General features: G+C 37.5%; 14 protein-coding genes and 1 tRNA gene. 12 read left to right on the forward strand and 3 right to left on the reverse strand.

Annotated features, from left to right (window positions below; all coding sequences use genetic code 11):
- The 11 genes from ABEA36_RS00005 to ABEA36_RS00055 all read left to right on the forward strand — a co-directional run.
- The coding region (locus tag ABEA36_RS00005; protein ID WP_345487414.1) for an invasin domain 3-containing protein at positions 1–1,726 on the forward strand (1,726 nt) is incomplete at its 5' end.
- Positions 1,726–5,319, forward strand: a complete 3,594-nt coding sequence (locus ABEA36_RS00010) for a TonB-dependent receptor (RefSeq protein ID WP_345487416.1) — start codon at positions 1,726–1,728, stop codon at positions 5,317–5,319. The genes ABEA36_RS00005 and ABEA36_RS00010, both read left to right, overlap by 1 nt.
- Positions 5,320–5,612: 293 nt before the next feature.
- Positions 5,613–6,026 (forward strand): hypothetical protein, encoded by a 414-nt coding sequence (locus ABEA36_RS00015; protein ID WP_345487418.1) that lies wholly within the window; start codon positions 5,613–5,615, stop codon positions 6,024–6,026.
- A 2-nt stretch (positions 6,027–6,028) separates the two neighbouring features.
- Positions 6,029–9,712, forward strand: a complete 3,684-nt coding sequence (locus tag ABEA36_RS00020; RefSeq protein ID WP_345487420.1) for a coiled-coil domain-containing protein — start codon at positions 6,029–6,031, stop codon at positions 9,710–9,712.
- 118 nt (positions 9,713–9,830) lie between these two features.
- Positions 9,831–9,907 (forward strand) — tRNA-Met (locus ABEA36_RS00025).
- Between the two features lie 194 nt (positions 9,908–10,101).
- On the forward strand, positions 10,102–10,557 hold the full coding sequence (rimP, locus tag ABEA36_RS00030; RefSeq protein WP_345487422.1) for a ribosome maturation factor RimP: 456 nt from the start codon (positions 10,102–10,104) through the stop codon (positions 10,555–10,557).
- Positions 10,558–10,605: 48 nt separating this feature from the next.
- Positions 10,606–12,081, forward strand: a complete 1,476-nt coding sequence (nusA, locus tag ABEA36_RS00035; protein WP_345487424.1) for a transcription termination factor NusA — start codon at positions 10,606–10,608, stop codon at positions 12,079–12,081.
- A gap of 29 nt (positions 12,082–12,110) precedes the next feature.
- The gene (gene infB / locus ABEA36_RS00040; RefSeq protein ID WP_345487426.1) at positions 12,111–14,795 is read left to right on the forward strand and encodes a translation initiation factor IF-2; all 2,685 of its coding nucleotides are present in this window, start codon (positions 12,111–12,113) and stop codon (positions 14,793–14,795) included.
- A 93-nt stretch (positions 14,796–14,888) separates the two neighbouring features.
- Positions 14,889–15,266 (forward strand): 30S ribosome-binding factor RbfA, encoded by a 378-nt coding sequence (rbfA, locus tag ABEA36_RS00045; protein WP_345487429.1) that lies wholly within the window; start codon positions 14,889–14,891, stop codon positions 15,264–15,266.
- A gap of 17 nt (positions 15,267–15,283) precedes the next feature.
- The gene (gene truB / locus ABEA36_RS00050) at positions 15,284–16,192 is read left to right on the forward strand and encodes a tRNA pseudouridine(55) synthase TruB (RefSeq protein ID WP_345487431.1); all 909 of its coding nucleotides are present in this window, start codon (positions 15,284–15,286) and stop codon (positions 16,190–16,192) included.
- Between the two features lie 2 nt (positions 16,193–16,194).
- Positions 16,195–17,067, forward strand: coding sequence for an EamA family transporter (locus ABEA36_RS00055; RefSeq protein ID WP_345487433.1), 873 nt, complete (start codon positions 16,195–16,197; stop codon positions 17,065–17,067).
- 38 nt (positions 17,068–17,105) lie between these two features.
- On the opposite strand, the gene gstA is transcribed toward ABEA36_RS00055, so the two are convergent.
- Positions 17,106–17,702 (reverse strand): glutathione transferase GstA, encoded by a 597-nt coding sequence (gene gstA, locus ABEA36_RS00060; protein ID WP_345487435.1) that lies wholly within the window; start codon positions 17,700–17,702, stop codon positions 17,106–17,108.
- A 284-nt stretch (positions 17,703–17,986) separates the two neighbouring features.
- Between gstA and ABEA36_RS00065 the strand changes: the two genes are divergently transcribed.
- Positions 17,987–18,829 carry an aldo/keto reductase gene (locus ABEA36_RS00065; RefSeq protein WP_345487437.1) on the forward strand — a complete coding sequence of 281 codons (843 nt, stop codon included), beginning with the start codon at positions 17,987–17,989 and terminating at the stop codon, positions 18,827–18,829.
- Positions 18,830–18,903: 74 nt separating this feature from the next.
- Here ABEA36_RS00065 and ABEA36_RS00070 read toward each other — a convergent pair whose 3' ends face one another.
- On the reverse strand, positions 18,904–19,827 hold the full coding sequence (locus ABEA36_RS00070) for an AEC family transporter (RefSeq protein ID WP_345487439.1): 924 nt from the start codon (positions 19,825–19,827) through the stop codon (positions 18,904–18,906).
- A gap of 273 nt (positions 19,828–20,100) precedes the next feature.
- The gene (gene glnD, locus ABEA36_RS00075) at positions 20,101–22,767 is read right to left on the reverse strand and encodes a bifunctional uridylyltransferase/uridylyl-removing protein GlnD (protein ID WP_345487441.1); all 2,667 of its coding nucleotides are present in this window, start codon (positions 22,765–22,767) and stop codon (positions 20,101–20,103) included.
- Positions 22,768–22,951 lie beyond the last annotated feature (184 nt).

A 22,951-nucleotide genomic window follows, 5' to 3' on the forward strand; every position in this document is an offset into this window, starting at 1 on the left:
CACCACCAGCACCAAAAGTGCCACGGTGACCTATACTGCTGGGACGGAATTTGACCAAACTAAATCGACGATTACTGCCAGCCCAGCGAGTATTGTGGCAGATAATATTGCTGAATCAGAGATAACAGTAGAACTGTTCTACTCAAGTGATAATACAAAACGCTTGAGTGGATTAACTAGTACTCAGTTAACATTGTATGTAAACGGGACTCAGGTTGGTAATTATTCACCTGCTGCAACATTTGAACCAAGTGAAGGTGTTTATAAGTTTATTGTTAAATCACCGACTGTAGGTAGTGATGTATGGCAGTTCCAAACGGCTAGTACGCAAAGTAATGCATCTCAAACAGTGACTTATACTCCAGGCACTGAGTTTGATACGACAAAATCAACAATCTTAGCAACGCCTACAACCATTGCTGCGGATAATGTTGAGGAATCGGAAGTTACTGTTGAATTATTCTATGCGAGCGATAATAGTAAACGTATAACAGGCTTAACAACTAATGAGCTTAGTTTGTTTATTGCAGATGGTTCGCCGATTGGTTCATTCACACCAGCTGATGTTTTTGAGCCAACTCAAGGTGTATATAAATTTATTGTTAAGTCTGATGCTGTTGGTACTGATGCATGGCAATTTAAAGCAGGTAGTACAAGTAGCACAGCAATAGCAACTATTAACTACGAAACCAATGCAGAACTTTTATTAACTGTATCAACTAAAGAGAAAGAAGTAAAAATTGGTGATGTCGTATTATTTACAATAACGGCTGAAAATAAAGGTAAAACAACAGCAAGTGGATTCAGTATTTTAGAAAGTTTACCAGCAGGCTTTAGTTATGTTGCAAATAGTGCTGCATTAACTGAAAACCCAAGAGGAAACTCGCTAAGTATTGTGGGGAATTCACCATTAAGTTTAGAAAACTTAAGTTTAAATTCAGGTGAAAAACTAACACTTAAAGTGATTTTACGTGTCGGTGCAGGTGTCAAACCTGGTACACATAAAACGTATGTTGAAGCCTTTAGTTCTACTACTGCAAAAGCATCAACCGTTAGAGCATTTAGTGTAGCTGATACGACTTCAAGTTTAACAAAAACTTCAATCTCGAATAGGGCTTCCGCTACCATTCTTGTAAGTGATAGTGATCCTCTATTTAGTGAAAGCTTAATTGTTGGTACTGTTTATCATGATCGAAATGGTAATGGAATCCAAGATACAGATGAGCCAGGTATTCCGGGTGTCAAAATTGTGAGTGCAGAAGGATTAATTATTACGACAGATCAGTATGGTCGTTACCACCTTGAGGGTATTTCAGGCGGTAAATGGGATAGAGGGCGCAATTATATATTGAAAGTCGATCCATCCTCTTTACCAGAAGGAACAAAATTTGTATCGAATAATCCATTGGTAAGAAGAATCACACCAGGATTACCAGTACGATTTGACTTTGGAGTTCAATTGCCACAAGCATTTATTATGGAGGTTAGTGACAAGTTGTTTGAAAATGGAAAATCAGAAATCAAAGCAACTTATACTAATGTCATTAAGCAAATGGCGGAAGGAATCAAGTCAAATAATATTAAGGAAGTGATTATTGTGACTGAAGTAAAACAGCCGCTATCAACTCAGCGAGAAGATGCTTTAAGAGCATTACTAAGTGCGTACCTAGGTGAAAAACATGCTGTGATTGTAAGCAGTATGAATTCAGCAAAGGGGGCTAAATAATGAAAACTCGTATGAAGCTTTTAGATTACACATTATTAACAATTTTTGCTGCAGGTTCATCTGGATTTGCTTATGCGGATATGAGTGGCAATGAATGTAGTAATCAAACTGAATGTCGAATTGATGATGAATTATTATTCTCTATTAAACCAAAAGAAGGGGGGGAATCCTCCCCTGGACTTGGTAACTTTGGTAATTTAATTAGTTTACCAAGTAATGGTGCAATCTGGGCAACAGAAAACGCTAATTTGGGTACTGCTGAGTTATCAGTTTCAGCACCATCATATGTTCCATTTAGAGATGGTAAAGTCACTAAACCTATCGAGTTTTATGTCCGTTCTAATTATTCAGCATTTGTAGACCGTTATGAAATTTCGATTTACCGAGGAACAGATACTGACTTAATCGAACCTTTAACCGTTATTCCAGTGAATGTTAAAGCAATAACTTCTGTAACATGGAACGGTGAATTACCTAACAAGTATCGTTACCGAAATGATGATTCTCTTATCTACGTTTTGAAAGCATATGATAAAGATGGACGTTTCGATGAAACCTATGCTCAAGAATTAAGACTTGTTACACCAGAAGAAGATGAACGTGGTAATGTAGCGATACAAGATACTTATTCAAAAATCAAAGGTCAGGCAATGACTAAAGAAGAAGCACTGTCTGAAAGCTTGATTGGTGCAGTGGTGTCTTCAAATAATATTTATCGTCAAAATATTCCATTTGCAGGTTCAAGAGTGACTATTCAGGGATCAAACTTACCTGATGGAAGTGTATTTATTGATGGTGAGTCTTATCCTGTTGATCAAGATCGCAAGTTCTCAGCAGACTTCTTATTGCCTGTTGGTGAACATCAATTTGATATTACTGTTAACACCAAAAGTGCAGGTCAAATTGATCAAAAACTAAATGTGAATGTATCTGGTAACTCATTCTTTATGGTCGGTATTGCTGATATCACAGCTTATCAGAATAAAGCAACAGGTGCCGGTAAAAGTTCTGCTTTGACAAATAGTGATGGTGATTATCGTGATCAAAGCATTCTTTCTGATGGACGTTTAGCCTTCTATTTAAAAAGTAAAATAGATGGTCGTTATACGATTACAGCTCATGCTGATACCAAAGAACAAGAAATCCAACATTTGTTTAGTGGTTTTGGTCGTGCTTATCCTGAAGATGTGTTCCGTAATTTAGATCCTGATTTATATTATCAAACCTATGGCGATGATTCATCTGTATATCGTGATGTTGATACAATGGGTCGATTCTATGCACGTGTTGATTGGGATAAAAACCAAGCATTGTGGGGTAACTATAATACAGGGATTTCAGGAACAGAATATGCTCGCTATACACGTTCATTATATGGTGCAGCATTAGATTGGAATTCACAAGACAGTACGAAGTATGGCGATACACAGACTCATGTTAGAGCATTCGGTTCGCAAGCACAGAGTAATCCTGGGCGTTCAGAGTTTTTAGGTACTGGTGGTAGTTTGTACTACTTAAAACATACGCGTATTTTAAGTGGATCTGATAAAGTTCAAGTCGAAGTGCGTGATAATTTAACAGGTAGAGTGGTTGGTACTGTGTCGTTAACACGTGGTGTTGATTATGATATCAATGCAACACAAGGTCGAATAATTCTAAACCGACCGTTGACGCAAATAGTGAAGCAAAGCTTATCAAGTATTATTACTGAAACGCCATTGAATGGTTATGATCAATACTTACTTGTTGACTATGAATATGTACCGATTGGATTCGAACCTGAATCTATTACAGGTGGTGTGCGAGCCCAACATTGGGTTAATGATCATATTGCTGTAGGTGGTACTTATGTTGATGAAAATCAAGCCGGTAGTGATTATGAACTCAAAGGTGTGGACGTTACTTTAAAAGCAGGTAATGGTACTTATTTAAAAACCGAATACACTAAAACTGAATCAACAGGTACACCAGTATTCTACTCTGATAATGGTGGTTTAAGCTTTAAATCAAAAGGCAGCAATAATCCATCGATTAGTGGTGTTGCAAAATCTGTCGAAGGCCGAATTAACCTTAAAGAACTGGGTGTTACTGAGCGCGGAGTAACTGCTGGAGCTTGGTGGCATGACGTGGGTGACGGTTACTCAAATAGTAATACTGACTCTGGTGAAGCACGCCGTGAATATGGTGTTGAAGTCTCAGCTGAAGTTGCTGATTATATTCAAATGTATGTGAAACATACTAAAGCAGAAAAAGGTAACAATAGTTATATTCAATCACAAGTTTCGACTGAATGGCGAATGAGCGATGATGTGACGTTAACGGGTGAGATCAAAAATGTTCAGACCAAAACTTCAACCGAAAAAGCTAGAGGGACGCTTGCTGCACTTAAGTATGCGATAAAATATACCTCGGCATTAGAGCTTTATACCTCTGCACAGTTGACGTTAGATGATGATCATGGTCAATACGTGAATAATGATGCAGTCACAGCTGGTTTCAAATATTACTATGGTGATTTATCTTCAATTGGTTTTGAAGGGACAGTTGGTCACCGTGGATACAGTACGCTTGCTTCATTAGAACATCGCTTAAGTCCTGATCATACTATTTATACTAACTATACGTTTGCACAAAGTAATTCTGATTATAATTCAGTATTTGGTGGTAGCACTGGTTGGACAATTGGCCAACGTTGGAGAATTACTGACAGATTAAATATCTTTAATGAAACGCAACAGTTAAAAGACACTGAAAAAGAAAAAGGTGTGGTTAACTCTGTTGGTATGGATTACTTATTTGACGGTGGTTGGAGTAGTAGTTTATCTTTCCAAGATGGTAAATTAAAAGGCTACTCTGGTGGTGCATATAGTCAAGATATCCACCGTATCGCCATCAGTGGTAGTGTTAATCGTACGACGAAAGACATGGATTTCTCGACTAAACTTGAATACCGTGATGATAAAGGTGGTGAAAACCGTCATCAATGGTTAACAACCAATAAAGTAGATGTGAAAGTTGATGAAAGCTTACGTGTATCAGGAAAATTTAACTTCTCGTTAACACAAGACTACGATAACAATAAAGATGCTGCAAAATTCATTGAAAGTGGCGTTGGTTTTGCATGGCGTCCGTGGGATAGTAATCAGTGGACATTATTAGGTCGTTATAATTTCTATTATGATAACTCAAGTGATGGACAAATATCAGATGGCTATGACCAACGTTCGCATATCTTCTCATTAGAAGGCATTTATAAATTAAATGCGCAGTGGGAATTTGCAAGCAAATTAGCGTATCGTAAAAGTGAAAAACGCTATAGTTATCTTGACCAATGGTTTGATTCTTCAGCTTCATTTGCTGCGTTTCAGGCTCGTTATGACTTAATCGATCAATGGCATCTATTAGGTGAATATCGCTTGCTGAAAGTAAAAGATGGTGGTGTCAAACAAGGTATGATGGTTGGTATTGATCGCGATATTACACGTAATTTACGCTTTGGTGTTGGTTATAACTTCACTGACTTTAGTGATGATTTAACGAAACAAGATTATAAATATCGTGGCTTCTTCATCAATATGGTCGGATATTACTAATTGACCAACTAAGTACGTAAAATAGTCATAAAAAGCTCTGCCATAATGTCATAATTTGGCAGAGCTTTTTTAAAGTAAAATATCGGATAAACAGAGTAGGAAACACGTTAATTTTAAGTGATTCGTAATCAATATTTAAGTTATGTAAGTGTTTATTAATGAATTGATGATTATAATCGCTAATAATTTCAACTTGTCGTTAAAAAATATATGCTAAACCTAAATATTAACTGGCAATAATTTACTTTTTTTACTATTATCTAACATATTTTACTAAAAGAATGGATAAAAAAATGCGCCGTAGTCTTTTTATTTTTACCCCTGTATTTCTCGTAGTATCTTTACTTGTTGGTTGTGCCGTAAAACCCGTCACTACCAAATCAACAGTAACGACAAATAAAGATCTTATTCCTGTAGAACAATATGATTATGATAAAAAGCTGAGACAATGTGTTGCTGAAAGTGACTATCTAGCGAAAAAAGATAAGACCAAGTATGGCCAAGTTAATACAGCCTTAATCCAGATTTTGTCAGGTGTAAAAGCTTACTCTTCACAGCTTTCGCAAATTGATGAAAAAAATAAAGAAATCATCACTTCAATGTATGTTTATCAAGTGAATGATTTATGTAACTCAATTTCACAATTCTACCTAGCTGAAGTTAAAAAAGATCTTAATAGAATAGTGGATAAAACAAAGAGTAATTAATTGTGAAAAAATTGCAATTAGCTATGATGCTGACGGTTGCTTTCTCTTTTAAATCGTTGGCATTTGGCGAAAATTTTCTGTCGGCAATCGATAATCTTGATTTAGACAAATTATCAACAGAACAGCCAACTGAAACCCCATCAGAACAAGAATTAAAACAAAAAGAAACACAAATAAAGGCGCTGAATCAACAATTACAAAGCCTTAAAAAACAATTAGCAAATTCTAAAAATCAAGCCAAAGATTTAAAAAAACAGCTTGATAAAGCCCAATTATTGCAAAAAGATGTTGTTAAGCAGACTGATTCGTCAACAATTTCTCAAGAACAGCTAAGTAAACTTCAAGCTGAAATTGCGTCATTAACACAAGTCATTGCACAAAGTGAACAAGAAAAAACAGCATTGACTGCGCAACTCAATCAAGAAAAGTCTCGCTATGATCAGCTCATTGCAGATAGTCAAAAATTAAAAGATGACGTACGCGCTTCAACACAAACTGAGCAAGATGTTTTTTCAAAATTAATTACAGAAAAAATTACCTCTGCCGAAAAACTCAATCAGTTGCAAACTAAAATTGCGTCATTAAAATTGGATCTTAATCAGGTTGAAAACGATAAAGCAGTACTCTCACAACAGTTATCTGAAAATATCGATAAAGCTAATCAAGAAGTGGATAGCCTCAAAAAATTAGTGGCTGACTCGGAATCCAATATTAAAAATTTAGAACTTGAATTGGTTAATAAAGAAAAATTAATTTCAGATAATCTTGCTAACATTGAAACTGAAAAAAGTGAATTAATTCAAGCTTTAAATCAAAAAGATCTTGCGCAGGCATCGCTGACTAAAGCACTGGAACAAGAAAAACAACATTCAGCAACGTTACAAGCGGATATTGAAGCACTACAGAGTCAAATTAAGCGCTATGAGCAGCAAGAAAAAGATCTTTTTGCCCAGTTAATTAATGAGAAGATCATTGCTGCGGGTAAACTCAATGTCTTACAGCAGCAAATACAGCAATTAAAATCTGACTTAGCAACCGCCGAGCAAGAAAGAGATAGCTATTCATTACAAAGTAACGGCGAAAATCAGCAACTGTCGGATAAGATTATCAAATTGACTGCCGATAGTGATAACTTAAAAGCACAAATCGAACAATTACAAGCTGAAAACTTACAATACCGTGAGCAATTACAGCAAAATGATCAATCTCAGAATAATAAGATTGTTCAGCTACAAATGAATCTTGATACCTTAACTGCATCATTAAAATCAGCTGAAGATGATAAACAAAAATTGGAGCAAGATTTTACAAATTTAAATAAAACATTAACTGAGCGTGTAGAAAGTTTAACGTTAAATAAACGTGAACTTGAAGATGCCTTATTAGCAATGGAGCGCAGTAAAAGTGAATTGTATGAGCAATTTCAGTCTCGTACATCAACTGACGAAAAATCACTAAGTGATTTACAAAAACAAATATTTGATCTGACTGAGCAACTCAAAGCGCTAGAGCAAGAAAAAGCAAATTTAGCGGCACAAGTGAATGAAAAACAAGCAATATTAGAACAACAACGTGATGAAATTTCACAAAAACAGAGCGCGTTACAGGCTCAAATTGCCCAAGCAGAACAAGATAAAAATGTATTAAATGATAAATTACAGCTAACGGAAAGTCAGTTGCAACAACGCATCGTTGATTTACAAAATCAAGAAGCCGATTTAAAACAGCGTCTATCGCAACTTGAGCACGAAAAGCAACAGTTACAAGCGGATACGCAAAATCAATCTGTCAATCAACTTGCACAGTGGCAAGAGAAATCTCAACAATTTACGCTTGAATTACAAACCATCACTGAGCAAAAGCAGCAATTGGCAGAACAGTTAGCGCAAACTCAACAAGCCTTAGCTGAAAAAATTGATTCACAGACAGCACAAATTGCAGATTTAAATCAGCAGATTGCAATACTAAATCAAGACAAAATATCATTGTCTGAAGCATTAAGTTTAGCAAAAGAAAATTATCAACAATCGACCAATACCATCGACCAGTTGAATTTAACGCTTCAGCAATTAAATCATGAAAGTGAGAAAATATTCTCTGATGTAATCAAAGAAAAGATTGATTACGCATCTAAACTCAATGAATTACACTCAGAAATTGTGGTCCTCAAAGTCTCATTAGAAACGGCCGATATTGATAAACAAGCACTTCAAGAACAATTGATACAAGATAAGCACGATTTTGATACGAAATTGAATCAATTAGCTGCTGAAAAATCTCAACTTGAACAAGCATTGGCAGATTCAGAGAAAGAGAAACAAGCCTTAATTTCGCAATATTCACAAGATAATCAAGTGCTGACTGATAATACTTCGAAGGTTCAAAAAGCGTTAGATGAACTTAAGGCTCGTTATGATGCACTTGAGCTTGAAAAAGCGGCACTTATCGAGCAAAACAATCAGAATAGCAATGCATCAACACAGAAGATTAATGAATTAGAATCGAAGATCAATGTATTAAATACTGACTTGGCTAAGGCTGAAAGTGATCGTAATAGCGTTAATCATTTATTATCTGAACAGCAAAGCACTAGTACACAACAACTTGCGACATTACAGCAATCGTTACTTGAGTTGAAAACAAAATTAGCAGACTCAGAAGGCATTAATGCTCAATTGCAGCAGGAACTTACTTTGTCAGAGGCAGAGATTGCAAAATTATCAACTAAGCTGCAAGCACAATTAGAAAATTTTGATGCATTATCAACTCAAAAAGAGACAATAGTGCAAACACTCAATGCACAACTTGCCGAAGCACAAAATAAAGGGGTACAACATCAAAATGAGCTTGATGAGTATCAACGAAAAATTGAGCAGCTTGAGCAACAAAAATCTGCGTTAGCATTGCAGTTACAACAAAATGAAACGGAGACTGCACAAAAATTAACGCAAGCGCAAAACAACGTTGATATGCTTGAAAAGTCACTTAAAGAGAGTCAGCAGAAACATCAGCAGCTTGAGCAACAAAAATCTGCGTTAGCATTTCAGTTACAACAAAATGAAACGAAGACTGCACAAAAATTAACGCAAGCGCAAAACAACGTTGATATGCTTGAAAAGTCACTTAAAGAGAGTCAGCAGCAACATCAGCAGCTTGAACAACAAAAATCAGCGTTAACATTGCAGTTACAACAAAATGAAACGGAGACTGCACAAAAATTAACGCAAGTGCAAAACAACGTTGATAAGCTTGAAAACTCACTTAACGAGAGTCAGCAGCAACATCAGCAGCTTGAACAACAAAAATCAGCGTTAACATTGCAGTTACAACAAAATGAAACTGAGGCTACACAGAAATTAGCGCAAGTGCAAAACAACGTTGATAAGCTTGAAAAGTCACTTAATGACAGTCAACAGCAAAACCGGCAACTAGAACAAAAAGTACAATCTGTCGAAAAAGCTAACAACTTATATGTAAGTGATTTAGCGAAATCAAAAGATCAGATAACGAGATTGAATGCTATTTTAGAGCAGGAAAAACGTGAAAAAAATGATCTGTTAAATGTGTTTGAACAATATAAAACGAATGCATCAAATTATATCAATCAGTTAGAAAAAGATATTGATGCACTCAAACAAGCGCTCAAACAAGTGGCTGAAAATTGCGATGTTCTCGATTCACAATAGCTAATCACATTGAGTTCACACTATTGTAATTAGTGCGCTTTTATTCAGTGCAATCCCTTTTAGGTAAAATTAATATTTGCTTTTTTACCTAAAAGGGGTATACTTCTTGCTCATCTATCGCGGGGTGGAGCAGCTTGGTAGCTCGTCGGGCTCATAACCCGAAGGTCGTTGGTTCAAATCCAGCCCCCGCAACCACTTGAATTCTTGTTTAATATCACCATATTTTAAAAGCAATTCAATGAAGTGGCTTCATTACAGGATTTTAAAATGTAGCCTCGCTTGTCGGGGTTTTTTAACACCTGAAATTTGTTGCTAACGATTTTAATGGATTAAGAATAAGTGGGCTTTATGCCCTTTTTTATTTTGTTAATTATGCTGTGGAGGTTTAATTGGCTAGTTTAGAACAGCGATTAGTGGATATCATTCAAGGCCCAATTATGGCACTTGGGTATGAACTCGTTGGCGTTGAATATGTTCGCAGTCGCAATCCGGTACTACGAATTTATATTGATAGTGAAAATGGTATTACTGTTGATGATTGTGCTGATGTCAGTCGCCAAGTCAGTGCTGTGCTGGATGTTGAAGATCCGATTACGACAGCATACAACCTAGAAGTTTCGTCACCAGGAATGGACCGACCTTTATTTACTTTAGAACATTATCGCCGCTTTTTAGGGGAAGAAATCACTATTTCATTACGTATTGCTGTGGCAAATCGACGTAATTGGAAAGGGGCAATTAAAGCCGCGGATGATAATGAAATGATCACGCTCATAATTGATGGTAAAGATGAAGTATTTGCTTTAAGTAATATTCAAAAAGCTAATATTGTTCCAAAATTTTAAGCGAAATTTTAAGACCGAATTTAAAAATAGATAAGTAGGTAACATAGGATGAATAAAGAAATTTTAGCGGTTGTTGAAGCGGTATCTAACGAAAAATCCCTAACGAGAGACAAGATTTTTGAAGCGCTTGAATCAGCATTAGCAACAGCAACGAAAAAGAAAAATGGACAAGATATTGATGTTATCGTAAAAATTGACCACAAAACCGGTGACTATGATACATTCCGCCGTTGGTTAGTGGTTAATGACGTAACTCAGCCACTGCGCGAAATCACATTAGATGCAGCACAATATGAAGAACCTGATAAAAACTTAGGTGACTATGTCGAAGAGCAAATCGAATCGATTGCATTTGACCGAATTACCACGCAAACTGCAAAACAAGTGATTGTACAAAAAGTCCGTGAAGCTGAACGTGCAATGATTATCGATATGTTTCGTAACCGTATTGGCGAAATTGTCACGGGGATTGTTAAAAAAACAAATCGTGATAGCGTTATTTTAGACTTAGGAAGTAATGCCGATGCGATGATGTCACGTGAAGATATGCTTCCGCGTGAAAATTTCCGTATTGGCGATCGTGTACGTGGCATTTTATATATTGTTGAAAACGACAATAAACCAGCTCAACTTTACGTGAGTCGTTCTAATCCACAAATGATGGAAGAGTTATTCCGTATTGAAGTGCCTGAAATTGGTGAAGAGATGATCGACATCAAAGGGGTTGCTCGTGATCCTGGTTCTCGCGCTAAAATTGCAGTAAAAAGTAATGACCGTCGAATCGATCCGGTCGGGGCATGTGTTGGTATGCGTGGTGCACGCGTACAAGCTGTGTCAAATGAATTTGGTGGTGAACGCATTGATATCGTATTGTGGGATGATAATCCTGCGCAATACGTCATTAATGCAATGGCACCAGCAGATGTTGTATCGATTGTTGTAGACGAAGATAAGCACACTATGGATATTGCGGTTCAAGAAGAAAACCTTCCGCAAGCAATTGGTCGTAATGGCCAAAATATTCGTTTAGCTTCACAGTTGACGGGTTGGACATTGAATGTCATGACAACTGATCAGCTACAAGAAAAACATCATGCAGAATCATTCTCTGCCATCAAGAATTTAATGAAACATCTTGATATTGAAGAAGATCTTGCAACGTTACTCGTTGAAGAGGGATTCACTAACTTAGAAGAACTGGCTTATGTTCCGGTTGATGAATTACTTGAAATCGAAGAGCTTGATGAAGATATCGTTGAAGCCCTACGAACCCGAGCCAAAGATGCGTTAACCACATTAGCATTAGCCAACAGTGGTAATAATCAACCAGCTCAGGATTTATTAAGTCTACAAGGTATGACGCAAGAACTTGCATATCAATTAGCTTCTCAAGGCGTTGTGACGCTTGAAGATCTTGCAGAACAAGGTACCGATGACCTGGCTGACATTGAAGGCCTAACAAGTGAGCAAGCTGGTGAGCTAATTATGAAAGCTCGTAATATTTGTTGGTTTGCAAATGAATAATTAAACGTAACAGGAAGGGACAGTAACACATGACCAAAGTATCAATAGAAACACTGGCGCAAGAGATCAATACTCCAGTGGCGACCCTGTTGCAGCAGTTTGCTGATGCCGGTATGAAAAAAAGTGCATCAGATTCTGTTAGTCAAAAAGAGAAGGAGGCTTTACTTGCGTTTTTAAATCCGCAAAAAGGGCCAACTAAATTGACGTTACAGCGTAAAACTCATACTACTTTGAATGTTCAAGGCTCTGGTGGTAAGAGTAAAGAAGTTAAAATTGAAGTTCGTAAAAAACGCACTTTTGTAAAACGCGACCCAGCAGATATTGCTGCTGAACAAGAAAAAGCGCGCTTAGAGGCTGAGCAAAAAGCAGCTGAAGAGAAAGCGCGTTTAGAGGCTGAAGAAAAAGCAAAACAAGAAGCAGAAGAGAAAAAACGTATCGAAAAAGAACAACAAGAAGAAAAAGCGAAACAGGCTGCTATTGTCAAAGCCAATGCTGAAAAAGAGCTAAAAGAGCAAAAAGAAGCGGCGCAAGACCCGAAAGCGAAAAAAATCGCTGAAGAAAAAGCACGTTTAGAAGCTGAAGCGAATGAAATCAAGCGTAAAGCGGAAGAAGAACACCGTCGTAAACTTGAAGAAGAAGCAAAACGTATGGCAGAAGAAGCGCGTAAACTTGCTGAACAGTACAATGAAAAAGGTCCTGAGCAAGAACGTAGCAGTGAAGATGAAGATTATCACCTTACCACATCTGTATATGCTAGAGCCGCTGAAGATGATAACGATCGTGAAGTCGAAAGTGGTCGCGCTCGTGGTCGTGGCAGTAAAGTCGCTAAACAGAAAAAAGGCAGCAAATTATCTGAGAGTAAAGCTGAGCGTGAAGAAGCGCGAGCGATTACCCGTAGCGGTCATAAAAAGAAAGGTAAAAGTACCATTCAACAAGGTTTTAATAAACCCGTTCAAGCCGTTAACCGTGATGTGGTTATTGGTGAAACAATCACCGTTGCTGAATTAGCAAACAAAATGGCCGTTAAAGGTTCAGAAGTGATTAAAACCATGATGAAGATGGGCGCAATGGCAACCATCAATCAAGTTATTGACCAAGAAACAGCACAATTAGTGGCTGAAGAAATGGGACATAAAGTGGTTTTACGTCGTGAGAACGAGTTAGAAGAATCTCTGATGAGTGATCGTGATACCGGCGCTGAAAAAGTGTCTCGTGCTCCGGTTGTGACGATTATGGGTCACGTAGACCATGGTAAAACGTCATTGCTGGATTATATTCGTAAAGCGAAAGTGGCATCGGGCGAAGCTGGTGGTATTACTCAGCATATTGGTGCATACCATGTTAAAACCGCAAATGGTGAAATCACATTTTTAGATACACCAGGCCATGCTGCGTTTACCTCAATGCGTGCTCGTGGTGCGAAAGCAACAGATATCGTCGTATTAGTTGTTGCCGCAGATGATGGCGTGATGCCACAAACGATTGAAGCGATTCAGCATGCTAAAGCGGCAAATGTGCCAATTGTTGTTGCAGTTAATAAAATCGATAAACCTGAAGCCGATCCTGACCGTGTTAAAGGTGAGCTTGCTCAATATGGCGTGATGTCAGAAGATTGGGGTGGTGATGCACAATTTGTTCATGTCTCTGCCAAAGCGGGTACCGGGATTGATCAACTGCTTGAAGCCATTTTATTACAAGCAGAAGTATTAGAATTAAGTGCGATTGATACTGGTATGGCAAGTGGTGTCGTTATTGAATCATTCCTTGATAAAGGTCGTGGTCCAGTGGCTACCGTGTTAGTACAATCAGGTACCTTACATAAAGGTGATATCGTATTATGTGGCTTTGAATATGGTCGTATTCGTGCTATGCGTAATGAACTCGGTAAAGAAGTGTCAGAAGCAGGTCCTTCAATGCCCGTTGAGATTCTAGGTTTATCAGGGGTACCATCTGCTGGTGATGAAGCAACTGTCGTACGTGATGAGAAAAAAGCACGTGAAGTTGCACTTTATCGTCAAGGTAAATTCCGTGATGTTAAACTTGCGCGTCAACAAAAAGCGAAACTCGAAAATATGTTCACCAACATGACGGATGGTGATGTTTCTGAGTTAAATATCGTACTTAAAGCTGACGTACAAGGTTCTGTTGAAGCCATATCTGATGCGTTACTTAAACTCTCAACGGATGAAGTGAAAGTAAAAATTATTGGTTCAGGTGTGGGTGGTATTACAGAAACAGATGCATCACTTGCTGCTGCATCAAATGCTATCATACTGGGCTTCAACGTCCGTGCTGATGCTTCTGCGCGTAAAGTGATTGAATCTGAGAACTTAGATTTACGTTACTACTCTGTTATTTATGACTTGATTGATGAAGTTAAACAAGCCATGAGTGGTATGCTTGCACCAGAATATAAACAAGAAATTATCGGGCTTGCTGAAGTTCGTGATGTGTTTAAATCACCAAAATTTGGTGCAATTGCTGGTTGTATGGTGACGGAAGGTATTGTTAAACGTCATAACAAAATCCGTGTATTACGTGATAACGTTGTTATTTATGAAGGCGAACTTGAATCATTACGTCGCTTTAAAGATGATGTTAATGAAGTCCGTAATGGTATGGAATGTGGTATTGGTGTTCGTAACTATAACGATGTCCGCGTGGGTGATATGATCGAAGTATTTGAAACGATCGAAATTAAACGTACCATATAATTAGTATACCAATTGTTAGTTATTTAGCCCTTACGTTATGATCATAGTTAATATGGTTATAACAAGGGCTATTTTGTAAAAAGGAGATTTAATATGGCAAAATCATTTAGTCGTCCACAACGCGTGGGTCACGAGCTACAAAAAGAAATTGCAATTATACTTCAAAGGGAAATTAAAGATCCTCGTTTAGGTATGGTCACGGTTTCTGGCGTTGATTTATCCAGAGATCTTTCTTATGCCAAAGTATTTGTCACCTTCCTTAATGATAGTGAACCTGAAGTTGTTGAACAAGGTTTAAAAATATTAAATGATGCAACAGGTTATATTCGCTCATTAGTCGGTAAGGCAATGCAACTGAGAATTATCCCAGAACTTAAATTCGTCTATGATGAATCGTTAGTTGAAGGGATGCGCATGTCTAACTTAGTGAGTGAAGTTATTCATAAAGACGTAAGCCGTCATAAAGATTAATTAATTTAAGATCAAAAATGGCAAGAAAACGCAAAGGCCGTGATATTCACGGCGTTTTATTATTAGATAAACCCACCGGCTTGACATCAAACGATGCATTACAAAAAGTAAAGCGGCTGTTCACGGCACAAAAAGCCGGTCATACCGGGGCTTTAGATCCATTGGCAACCGGTATGTTGCCAATTTGTTTTGGTGAGTCGACAAAGTTTTCACAATATTTATTGGATTCGGATAAACGTTATCGAGTGATTGCCCGTTTAGGCCAACGAACGGATACGTCTGATTCTGACGGGCAAATTATTGCTGAAAAACCCGTATTGATTACCCAAATGGATATTGAGCAAGCCTTGACCCATTTTCGTGGGGATATTATGCAGGTACCAACGATGTTTTCTGCATTAAAACATCAAGGGCGTCCGCTATATGAGTATGCAAGACAAGGCATTACCATTGAACGTGAAGCAAGACCGATCACGATTTATGAAAATCGATTTATTGCGTTTAATGACAATCAGCTTGAGCTTGAAATTCATTGTTCTAAAGGTACGTATATTCGGACTATCATCGATGACTTAGGTGAAATGCTCGGTTGTGGCGCGCATATTATTTATTTACGTCGCATACACGTCTCAACGTATCCTGCTGAAAAAATGGTAACGCTTGAATATTTACAGCAACATAAAGATGATATTGAATTGCTTGAATCATTATTATTGCCTGTCGATAGCCCTGTACAAGATTATCCGATCATGACACTTTCATTCGCGCAGGGTACTGATATTTTATTGGGGCGAACAATCGAGGTTAATCCGTTGAGTTCGACACCACAAATTGTAAGACTTTACCAACAAATGGATTTTATTGGGGTGGGCCAATGGATTGGTAATTCGATCTCACCAAAGCGGTTAATACAAACGGAGAAATAAAGATGTTAAGTCGTTTTTGGCCTATTGCCATTATTCTAATTTCAATGGCATCCGTGCAAGGCAGCTCATCATTAGCGAAATATTTATTCCCAATCTTAGGCCCCTCGGGGATGACAGCATGGCGATTACTTTTTTCATCAATCATGCTAGTGCTCATCTTTAAGCCGTGGCGCAAACCGATTTCAAAACAAGCGTGGAAGTATATTGTACTCTACGGATTTGCATTAGGATTTATGAATCTGTCTTATTATTCATCGATTGAACGTATTCCAATTGGTATTGCGGTTGCGATTGAATTAACGGGGCCGATTACAGTTGCGATGTTTGCTGCTCGAAAAATTACCGATTTCGTTTGGCTTGCTATTGCGATTATTGGGTTAGTCATGCTATTACCGATTCATAGTGCGGGTGCTGACTTAGACTTAGTCGGCGTTTTATTGGCGATCTGTGCTGGCGCATGCTGGGCGATGTATATTGTGTTCGGTCGTAAGGCTGGCCAGTTGCAAGGCGCATCGAGTGTGGCTCTTGGATCAGTTATCATCTCGTTTGTCATTTTTCCTATTGGTGTTTGGCAAAGCGGTCCGATGATGTTTTCAATTGATGTTTTGCCATTAGCCTTTATTGTGGCATTACTGGCCTCAGCAATACCGTATGCTCTCGACATGGTTGCTTTGCCAAGGGTTCCGGCATTAACGTTTAGTACATTAATGAGTTTATCACCTGTTTTAGGTGCATTATCTGGATTGATTTTTTTAAATGAAACGTTATCAGGTTATCAATTAGTTTCGATTGTATTAATTATTATATCTTCGATTGGTACCGTGCTATCTATAACCCATAAACCGAAAATTAAAGCGGTGAGTGCGGATTCATAAAAAAAGGGCGAAAGCCCTTTTTTGTTTTTATCTGTCAGTTATTTTGCTTCTTGTGCAAGGGCTTGTTTAACGGCATCAAATGCATCAACGCGCTGCATAAACTGATCAATCGCCGGATATGGTGGCAAATTAGGGATCACTTTACGCCAGCGCAGTACAACATACAAATAAGCATCAGCAATCGTGAAGTAATCGGTTGCGATAAAATGACGATCTTTTAAGCGCGCTTCCAAATAAGCATATTTATCTTTAAGTGCAGTAATCGCGGCATCTTTCTCTGCCTGTACTTGTGATTTAAAGAGTGGACCATAGGCTTTATGAAGCTCAGTGGCAACATAACTTAACCAAGATAACGTTTGGTAACGTTCAAGCTCGCCAACGGGGGCTAACAATTTTACATTAGGGACTTTATCAGCAATATACTGAGCAATTGCAATATTTTCAGTCAGGATGGTTTTATCATCAAGCTCAAGCGTTGGGACTTGCCCACGAGGGTTGATTTCAAAAAAATTACGGTTACGTTCGGTTCGCTTCGTTTTAAGATCGACCCGCTCAACAGAAAACTCTAAATCAGACATACAAAGCAGAATATGCTGTGTCAATGAACACGCACCAGGACTATAGTATAGTTTCATTAGTAACTCCTTATTTGCTCTATTAGCAAGATTATCATACTGCTTTTGTGTATAAAAAATAAGTGATTTATTGCGGAATTTGTTTCCCTTACATCTTATTGTATTTAAATATTTTCGTTAAATTATTGTTGTAATAGGCGATTATAGTGTAAAAAAAACTCGTAATAGGGGGATGACTGTCCTCCCAAATAAGGCTAATTTAATCGATAACTTTATTTGAAATAGATTGCGTGTATACTTATTTCATTGTCATCATTGATGGGTTTAAATAAATCGGAGGTTTTATGTCGTTGTCATTCTCTTCAACCGTTAAATTAAATGAATATGTTTCACTCCCTAGATTAGGTTTTGGTACTTATAAAATTACTGATTTAGACGAAATGGAGAAAGCAATTGCTCAAGCACTCAACGTTGGCTACCGTTCATTCGACACTGCACAGCTCTACAAAAACGAGCGAGAATTAGGTACAGCTTTAAAAAATAGTGGTTATAAAAGACAAGATTATTGTGTGACATCTAAAATACACAATAAAAATCAAGGGTATGATGAAACACTGCACGCCTTTGATCAGGTTTTAGATGATTTACAAATGGATTATGTTGATCTCTTTTTAGTCCATTGGCCATTAAGCAATACTTTTTTTGAAACGTGGAAAGCCTTTGAGCGTATTTTTGAGGAAAAACGCGCAAAAGCCATTGGCGTGTGCAATTTTAATATTTCTCATCTAGAATTATTATCGACCAAAGCGAATGTTAAACCTGTGATCAATCAGATTGAATTGCATCCTTACCTGACTCAAGAAAAGTTAGTCCAGTACTTACAACAAGAACATATTGCCATTGAAGCATGGTCACCACTTGCTCGTGGTAAAATTAACGATGAAAAACTGCTGCTTGAATTGGGGCAAAAATATCACAAATCGCCGACACAAATTACGCTACGCTGGCACATGCAAAAAGGGTTTATTGCAATTCCTAAATCGAGTAATCCAATTCGAATTGCTGATAATGCTAACATCTTTGATTTTGAATTAACCGATGCAGAGATTAAACAGATTGATCAGCTCAATCAAGATTTCCGTACTGGTCCGAATCCAGATGATGTTTATAAGAAAAATGGTTTCTAGCAGTAATAAAATGATGTCTAATTGACCCTAAAATACCGCTAAATATTTAGCGGTATTTTTATAAGCGGGAATGACTAAAATGGAATAGGCGTACCCACCAACCAAAGAATGATCGGCAAAGTCAGTAGACTTAAAAGGGTACTAATAAATGTGGCACTTGAAACTAATTCAGGTTTAGTATCAAATTGCACGGAGAGTAGGGTGGTATTTGCTGCTGTTGGCATAGCGGCAAGCACAATCAAAATCTGCTTATAGGTATAATCAATCGGCATGAAGTACACGATGGCTAATGCTACCAACGGAGCTAAAACCATTTTATTGACCAGAGCAAAAGCGATTTTCGGATAATCAAGTTGTGTGATCTGCAATCGGGCTAGTTGCATACCTAAAATAATCATAATAATGACAATCGATGAGTCGCCAATCATCGAAATTGACGTAAAAATTGATGTGCTTAAGGGAATATGGCATAGCTGAAAAAGGATACCTAAAAAAGCACCATAAGCCACCGGCATACGAACAACTTTTAATAATACCTCTTTTTGGCTGACGACATCTTGGTAGCTACTTCCTTTTGCCGCATAATAAATACCGAGCGTACTCATAACAAACTGTTGTAGAACCATCATGATAACGGCAAGATCAAATCCAAGTGAACCAAAAAAAACCAATATGACAGGGGTACCGTAGTTACCATTGTTCATAAAACATGAACTTAAAATCATTGCACAACGTTCTTTGGTATTATATTTCATGACCAAAGACCAAATAGACACAATAATGATTAAAGTAATGCACAGCGCGAAAATATAAATAATATAATAGAGATAATCCATATTTAGCTGATGTGTATAAAAGGTTTTAAATGCCAGAAACGGAGATAAAACGTACAGTGACATTTTTGATAAGTTCGCAATATCAAACTTAAGCGTTTTTTGTGCAATAAATCCGACAATGAAAATACAAAAAATCGGGAACAAAATAATAAAAAATTCCATAGACACTCTCAAAGACTAATTGAATGTATTATGTACCCTTGTGCGCTGACTCGGCGGTTGCCGTTCAAGTCTTCATTTAGCGTGCACTATCCGCATCATCCTGAGACTGATTGTATAAGATTAACGCAAACGTATTGGTTAACAATATTACGGATATTTTTAAAAGGTACAGCCCTTAATATTTTTAATTAATGATACGGTTCTAAATATCGTTATTAACGCGAAAGCCCCATGTTAGCTTAACGATTCATCATAAATAGACGCGAAATTCATTTATTCATCCATATTATCAATGGCTTGAATAATGGCCTCTCTTAATTGAGTGCAACTTTGCTCATCTAAGGCTTGCTTATCTTTGTTGGTTAAAACAAAAAAGTCTTCAACATGCTCACCAATCGTGACAATTTTTGCGCTGCGTAAAGAGAGTTCCAAATTAGCAAAAACTTCACCTAAGCAGGCCAATAAACCCGGTCTATCAAGAGCAATGAGCTCCATATACGTTTTTCTATCACTTAATGTCGATAAAAAATTGACTTGAGTCGGAACCGAAAAGTAACGTAACTTAGACGATGGTCGTTTGACTTTAACACGTTTATAATCGGTTTGTTTTAACGCTTTTTGTAGACCTTGTATAATGTCATGATGGCGATCTGCTGCAATGAGCTGACCATTTGGCTCTAAAACAATAAAGGTATCTAGTGCAAACTCGTTTTTATTGGTAATAATTAAAGCATCATGAATATTAAGATTGCGCTTACTTAATTCATTGCTCACGGTGGCAAATAAGTAAGGCCTATCTGGTGAATAAATACAAATTTCAGTCCCACCATGGAATGGTTTTGAATTAATGAAGACTAACGGTTCAGTTAAATGATGGTTTAATAAATTTTTAGCATGCCACACAATTTGCTCTGTTGCATAACGTAAAAAATAATCAAATCGATAATCAAGCCAGAATTGCTCAATCAAGTGTGCATCAAAGCCTTGTTCAACTAAAATCTGTAAGGCTTCTTTTTTATGTTCACGGGCAATACTGCGTTGTTCCGGTATTTGGTGACTCCCCAAATCTAATGTCCGCAGCGTTAAAAAGTACAGTTCGCGCATTAAGCTTTGCTTCCAACTGTTCCACAAGGTTTCATTAGTGGCACACACATCGGCAACGGTTAAGCAGAGCAAATATTGTAAGCGAGTTTTACTTTTGACCTGGTTAGCAAATTCGCGAATGACCATCGGATCTTGTAAATCACGGCTTTGTGCCGTCACGGACATCAATAAATGATAACGCACTAACCAACTGATCAGTTCACTGTCTTTTTTGTCAATATCGTGTAATTGGCAAAAGTCTTTAACCAATTCGGCACCTAATTCTGAGTGATCACCTGATTTTCCTTTTGCAATATCATGATACAGTGCTGTGATAATCAGTAATTCCGGTTTAGCTAATTTGGCATACACTTTTGAGCTATTTGGATGCTTCTTTTGGCCTTGTTCTGTTGATAAATCGGCGATTTCTAATAGTAATCTAATGGTATGTTCATCAACGGTATAAGCATGAAAAAGATCGAATTGCATCATACCGACAATGCGTTTCCAGCCAGGGATATAAGTGGCTAATATGCCATATTGGTGCATTGGCAACAGTGCTTTTTTGATGACTTCGGGATGCTTAATCATCGCTAAAAAATGGTCACGTGCTTTAGGGTATTCGCACAGTAGCCCATCGAGTTTACGCCTTGCAGAACGTAGCTGACGAATGGTATTTGAATAGATGCCTATAATTTGAGGATTAAGCAGCATGGTATGAAACAGTTGCAAAATCATGGTCGGATCGTTGGTAAATAAGTCATTGTCTTTGATATCAATTAACTTATCTCGAATTTGAAAATACTCATCAATACTGTATGGCTTATTTTGTGGATTCAGGGCAAGAATAGACTCTTCAAATAACTGAAGTAGCATTTGATTGAGTTCAGTAATGTTATGTACAACCCGATAGTAATCGTGCATCATCTTTTCGACAGGTTGATTGCCATCACCTTGATAACCCAGCAAGTGAGCAATGCTGAGTTGCCTGTCAAATAATAAGCGGTTGTCATAACGCGTAATTACACAGTGTAATGCAAAACGCATACGCCATAGAAACCGACGGCAGTTTTTAATTTCTTTAATTTCTTCAGTCGTTAAATAGTTAAACTGGGTTATCTCTTTTAATGAGATACCACCAAAATGACGTAAGGCAATCCATTGGATGATTTGAATATCGCGCAAGCCACCTGGGCTATTTTTAATGTCAGGTTCTAAATTATAACTGGTGCTGTGGTACTGTTTATGACGTTGTATTTGTTCATCGACTTTAGCGCGGTAAAATTCGGCTGATGGCCATATTTTATCGGCAAAAATGCATTTTTGTAAATCATTGACTAGGTTTTGACTGCCCGCAATCAATCGTGACTCAAGTAAATTGGTCATGATAGTGATGTCAGCTTTTGCCTCTTGCAAACACCCTTTTAAGGTTCTGACACTGTGACCAACATCTAATCGTAAATCCCACAACAACCGAACTAATTCGCCGATACGTTCTTCGAGTAATTTTGTTAATGGAGCGTCACTTACAATTAATATATCAATATCTGATAAAGGATGAAGTTCACCTCGACCATATCCACCAACGGCCATTAATGCAATCCGATTACGCTTGAATAATGAAGACACTTGAGGTGGTAATTGGTAGTGTTGCCATAAACGGTGCAAAAGTTCATCAATAAATTTTGCTCGTGTATGCACCAGTATCTCGATATCCATATTGGATTCAAACTGTGCGACTGACCAGTGATAGAATCGATCCAATTCGACTTTTAATGCATTAAGCTCAAGTTGCTCATCAGTAAAAGCAAGCGGTGAAAAGGGGAGGTTAATATCGGCATAAATTTCAGGATTCATGAGTCTGCATTTATCATTAACAATAAATTATTATCTATCCTTACCTTAAAAGAGACGGAAGTCAATAATAACTCACCAATAAACTTTTTTTCTAATCCATTAAGATAACGTCAACGAAAAATCGTCATAAAAAAGGGCTTATAAAATAAGCCCAAAAAATTTTAACGGAAAGGAAAAATAGCTT

The sequence above is a fragment of the Orbus sasakiae genome (genome assembly GCF_039542345.1).
Lineage (GTDB): Bacteria > Pseudomonadota > Gammaproteobacteria > Enterobacterales > Orbaceae > Orbus > Orbus sasakiae.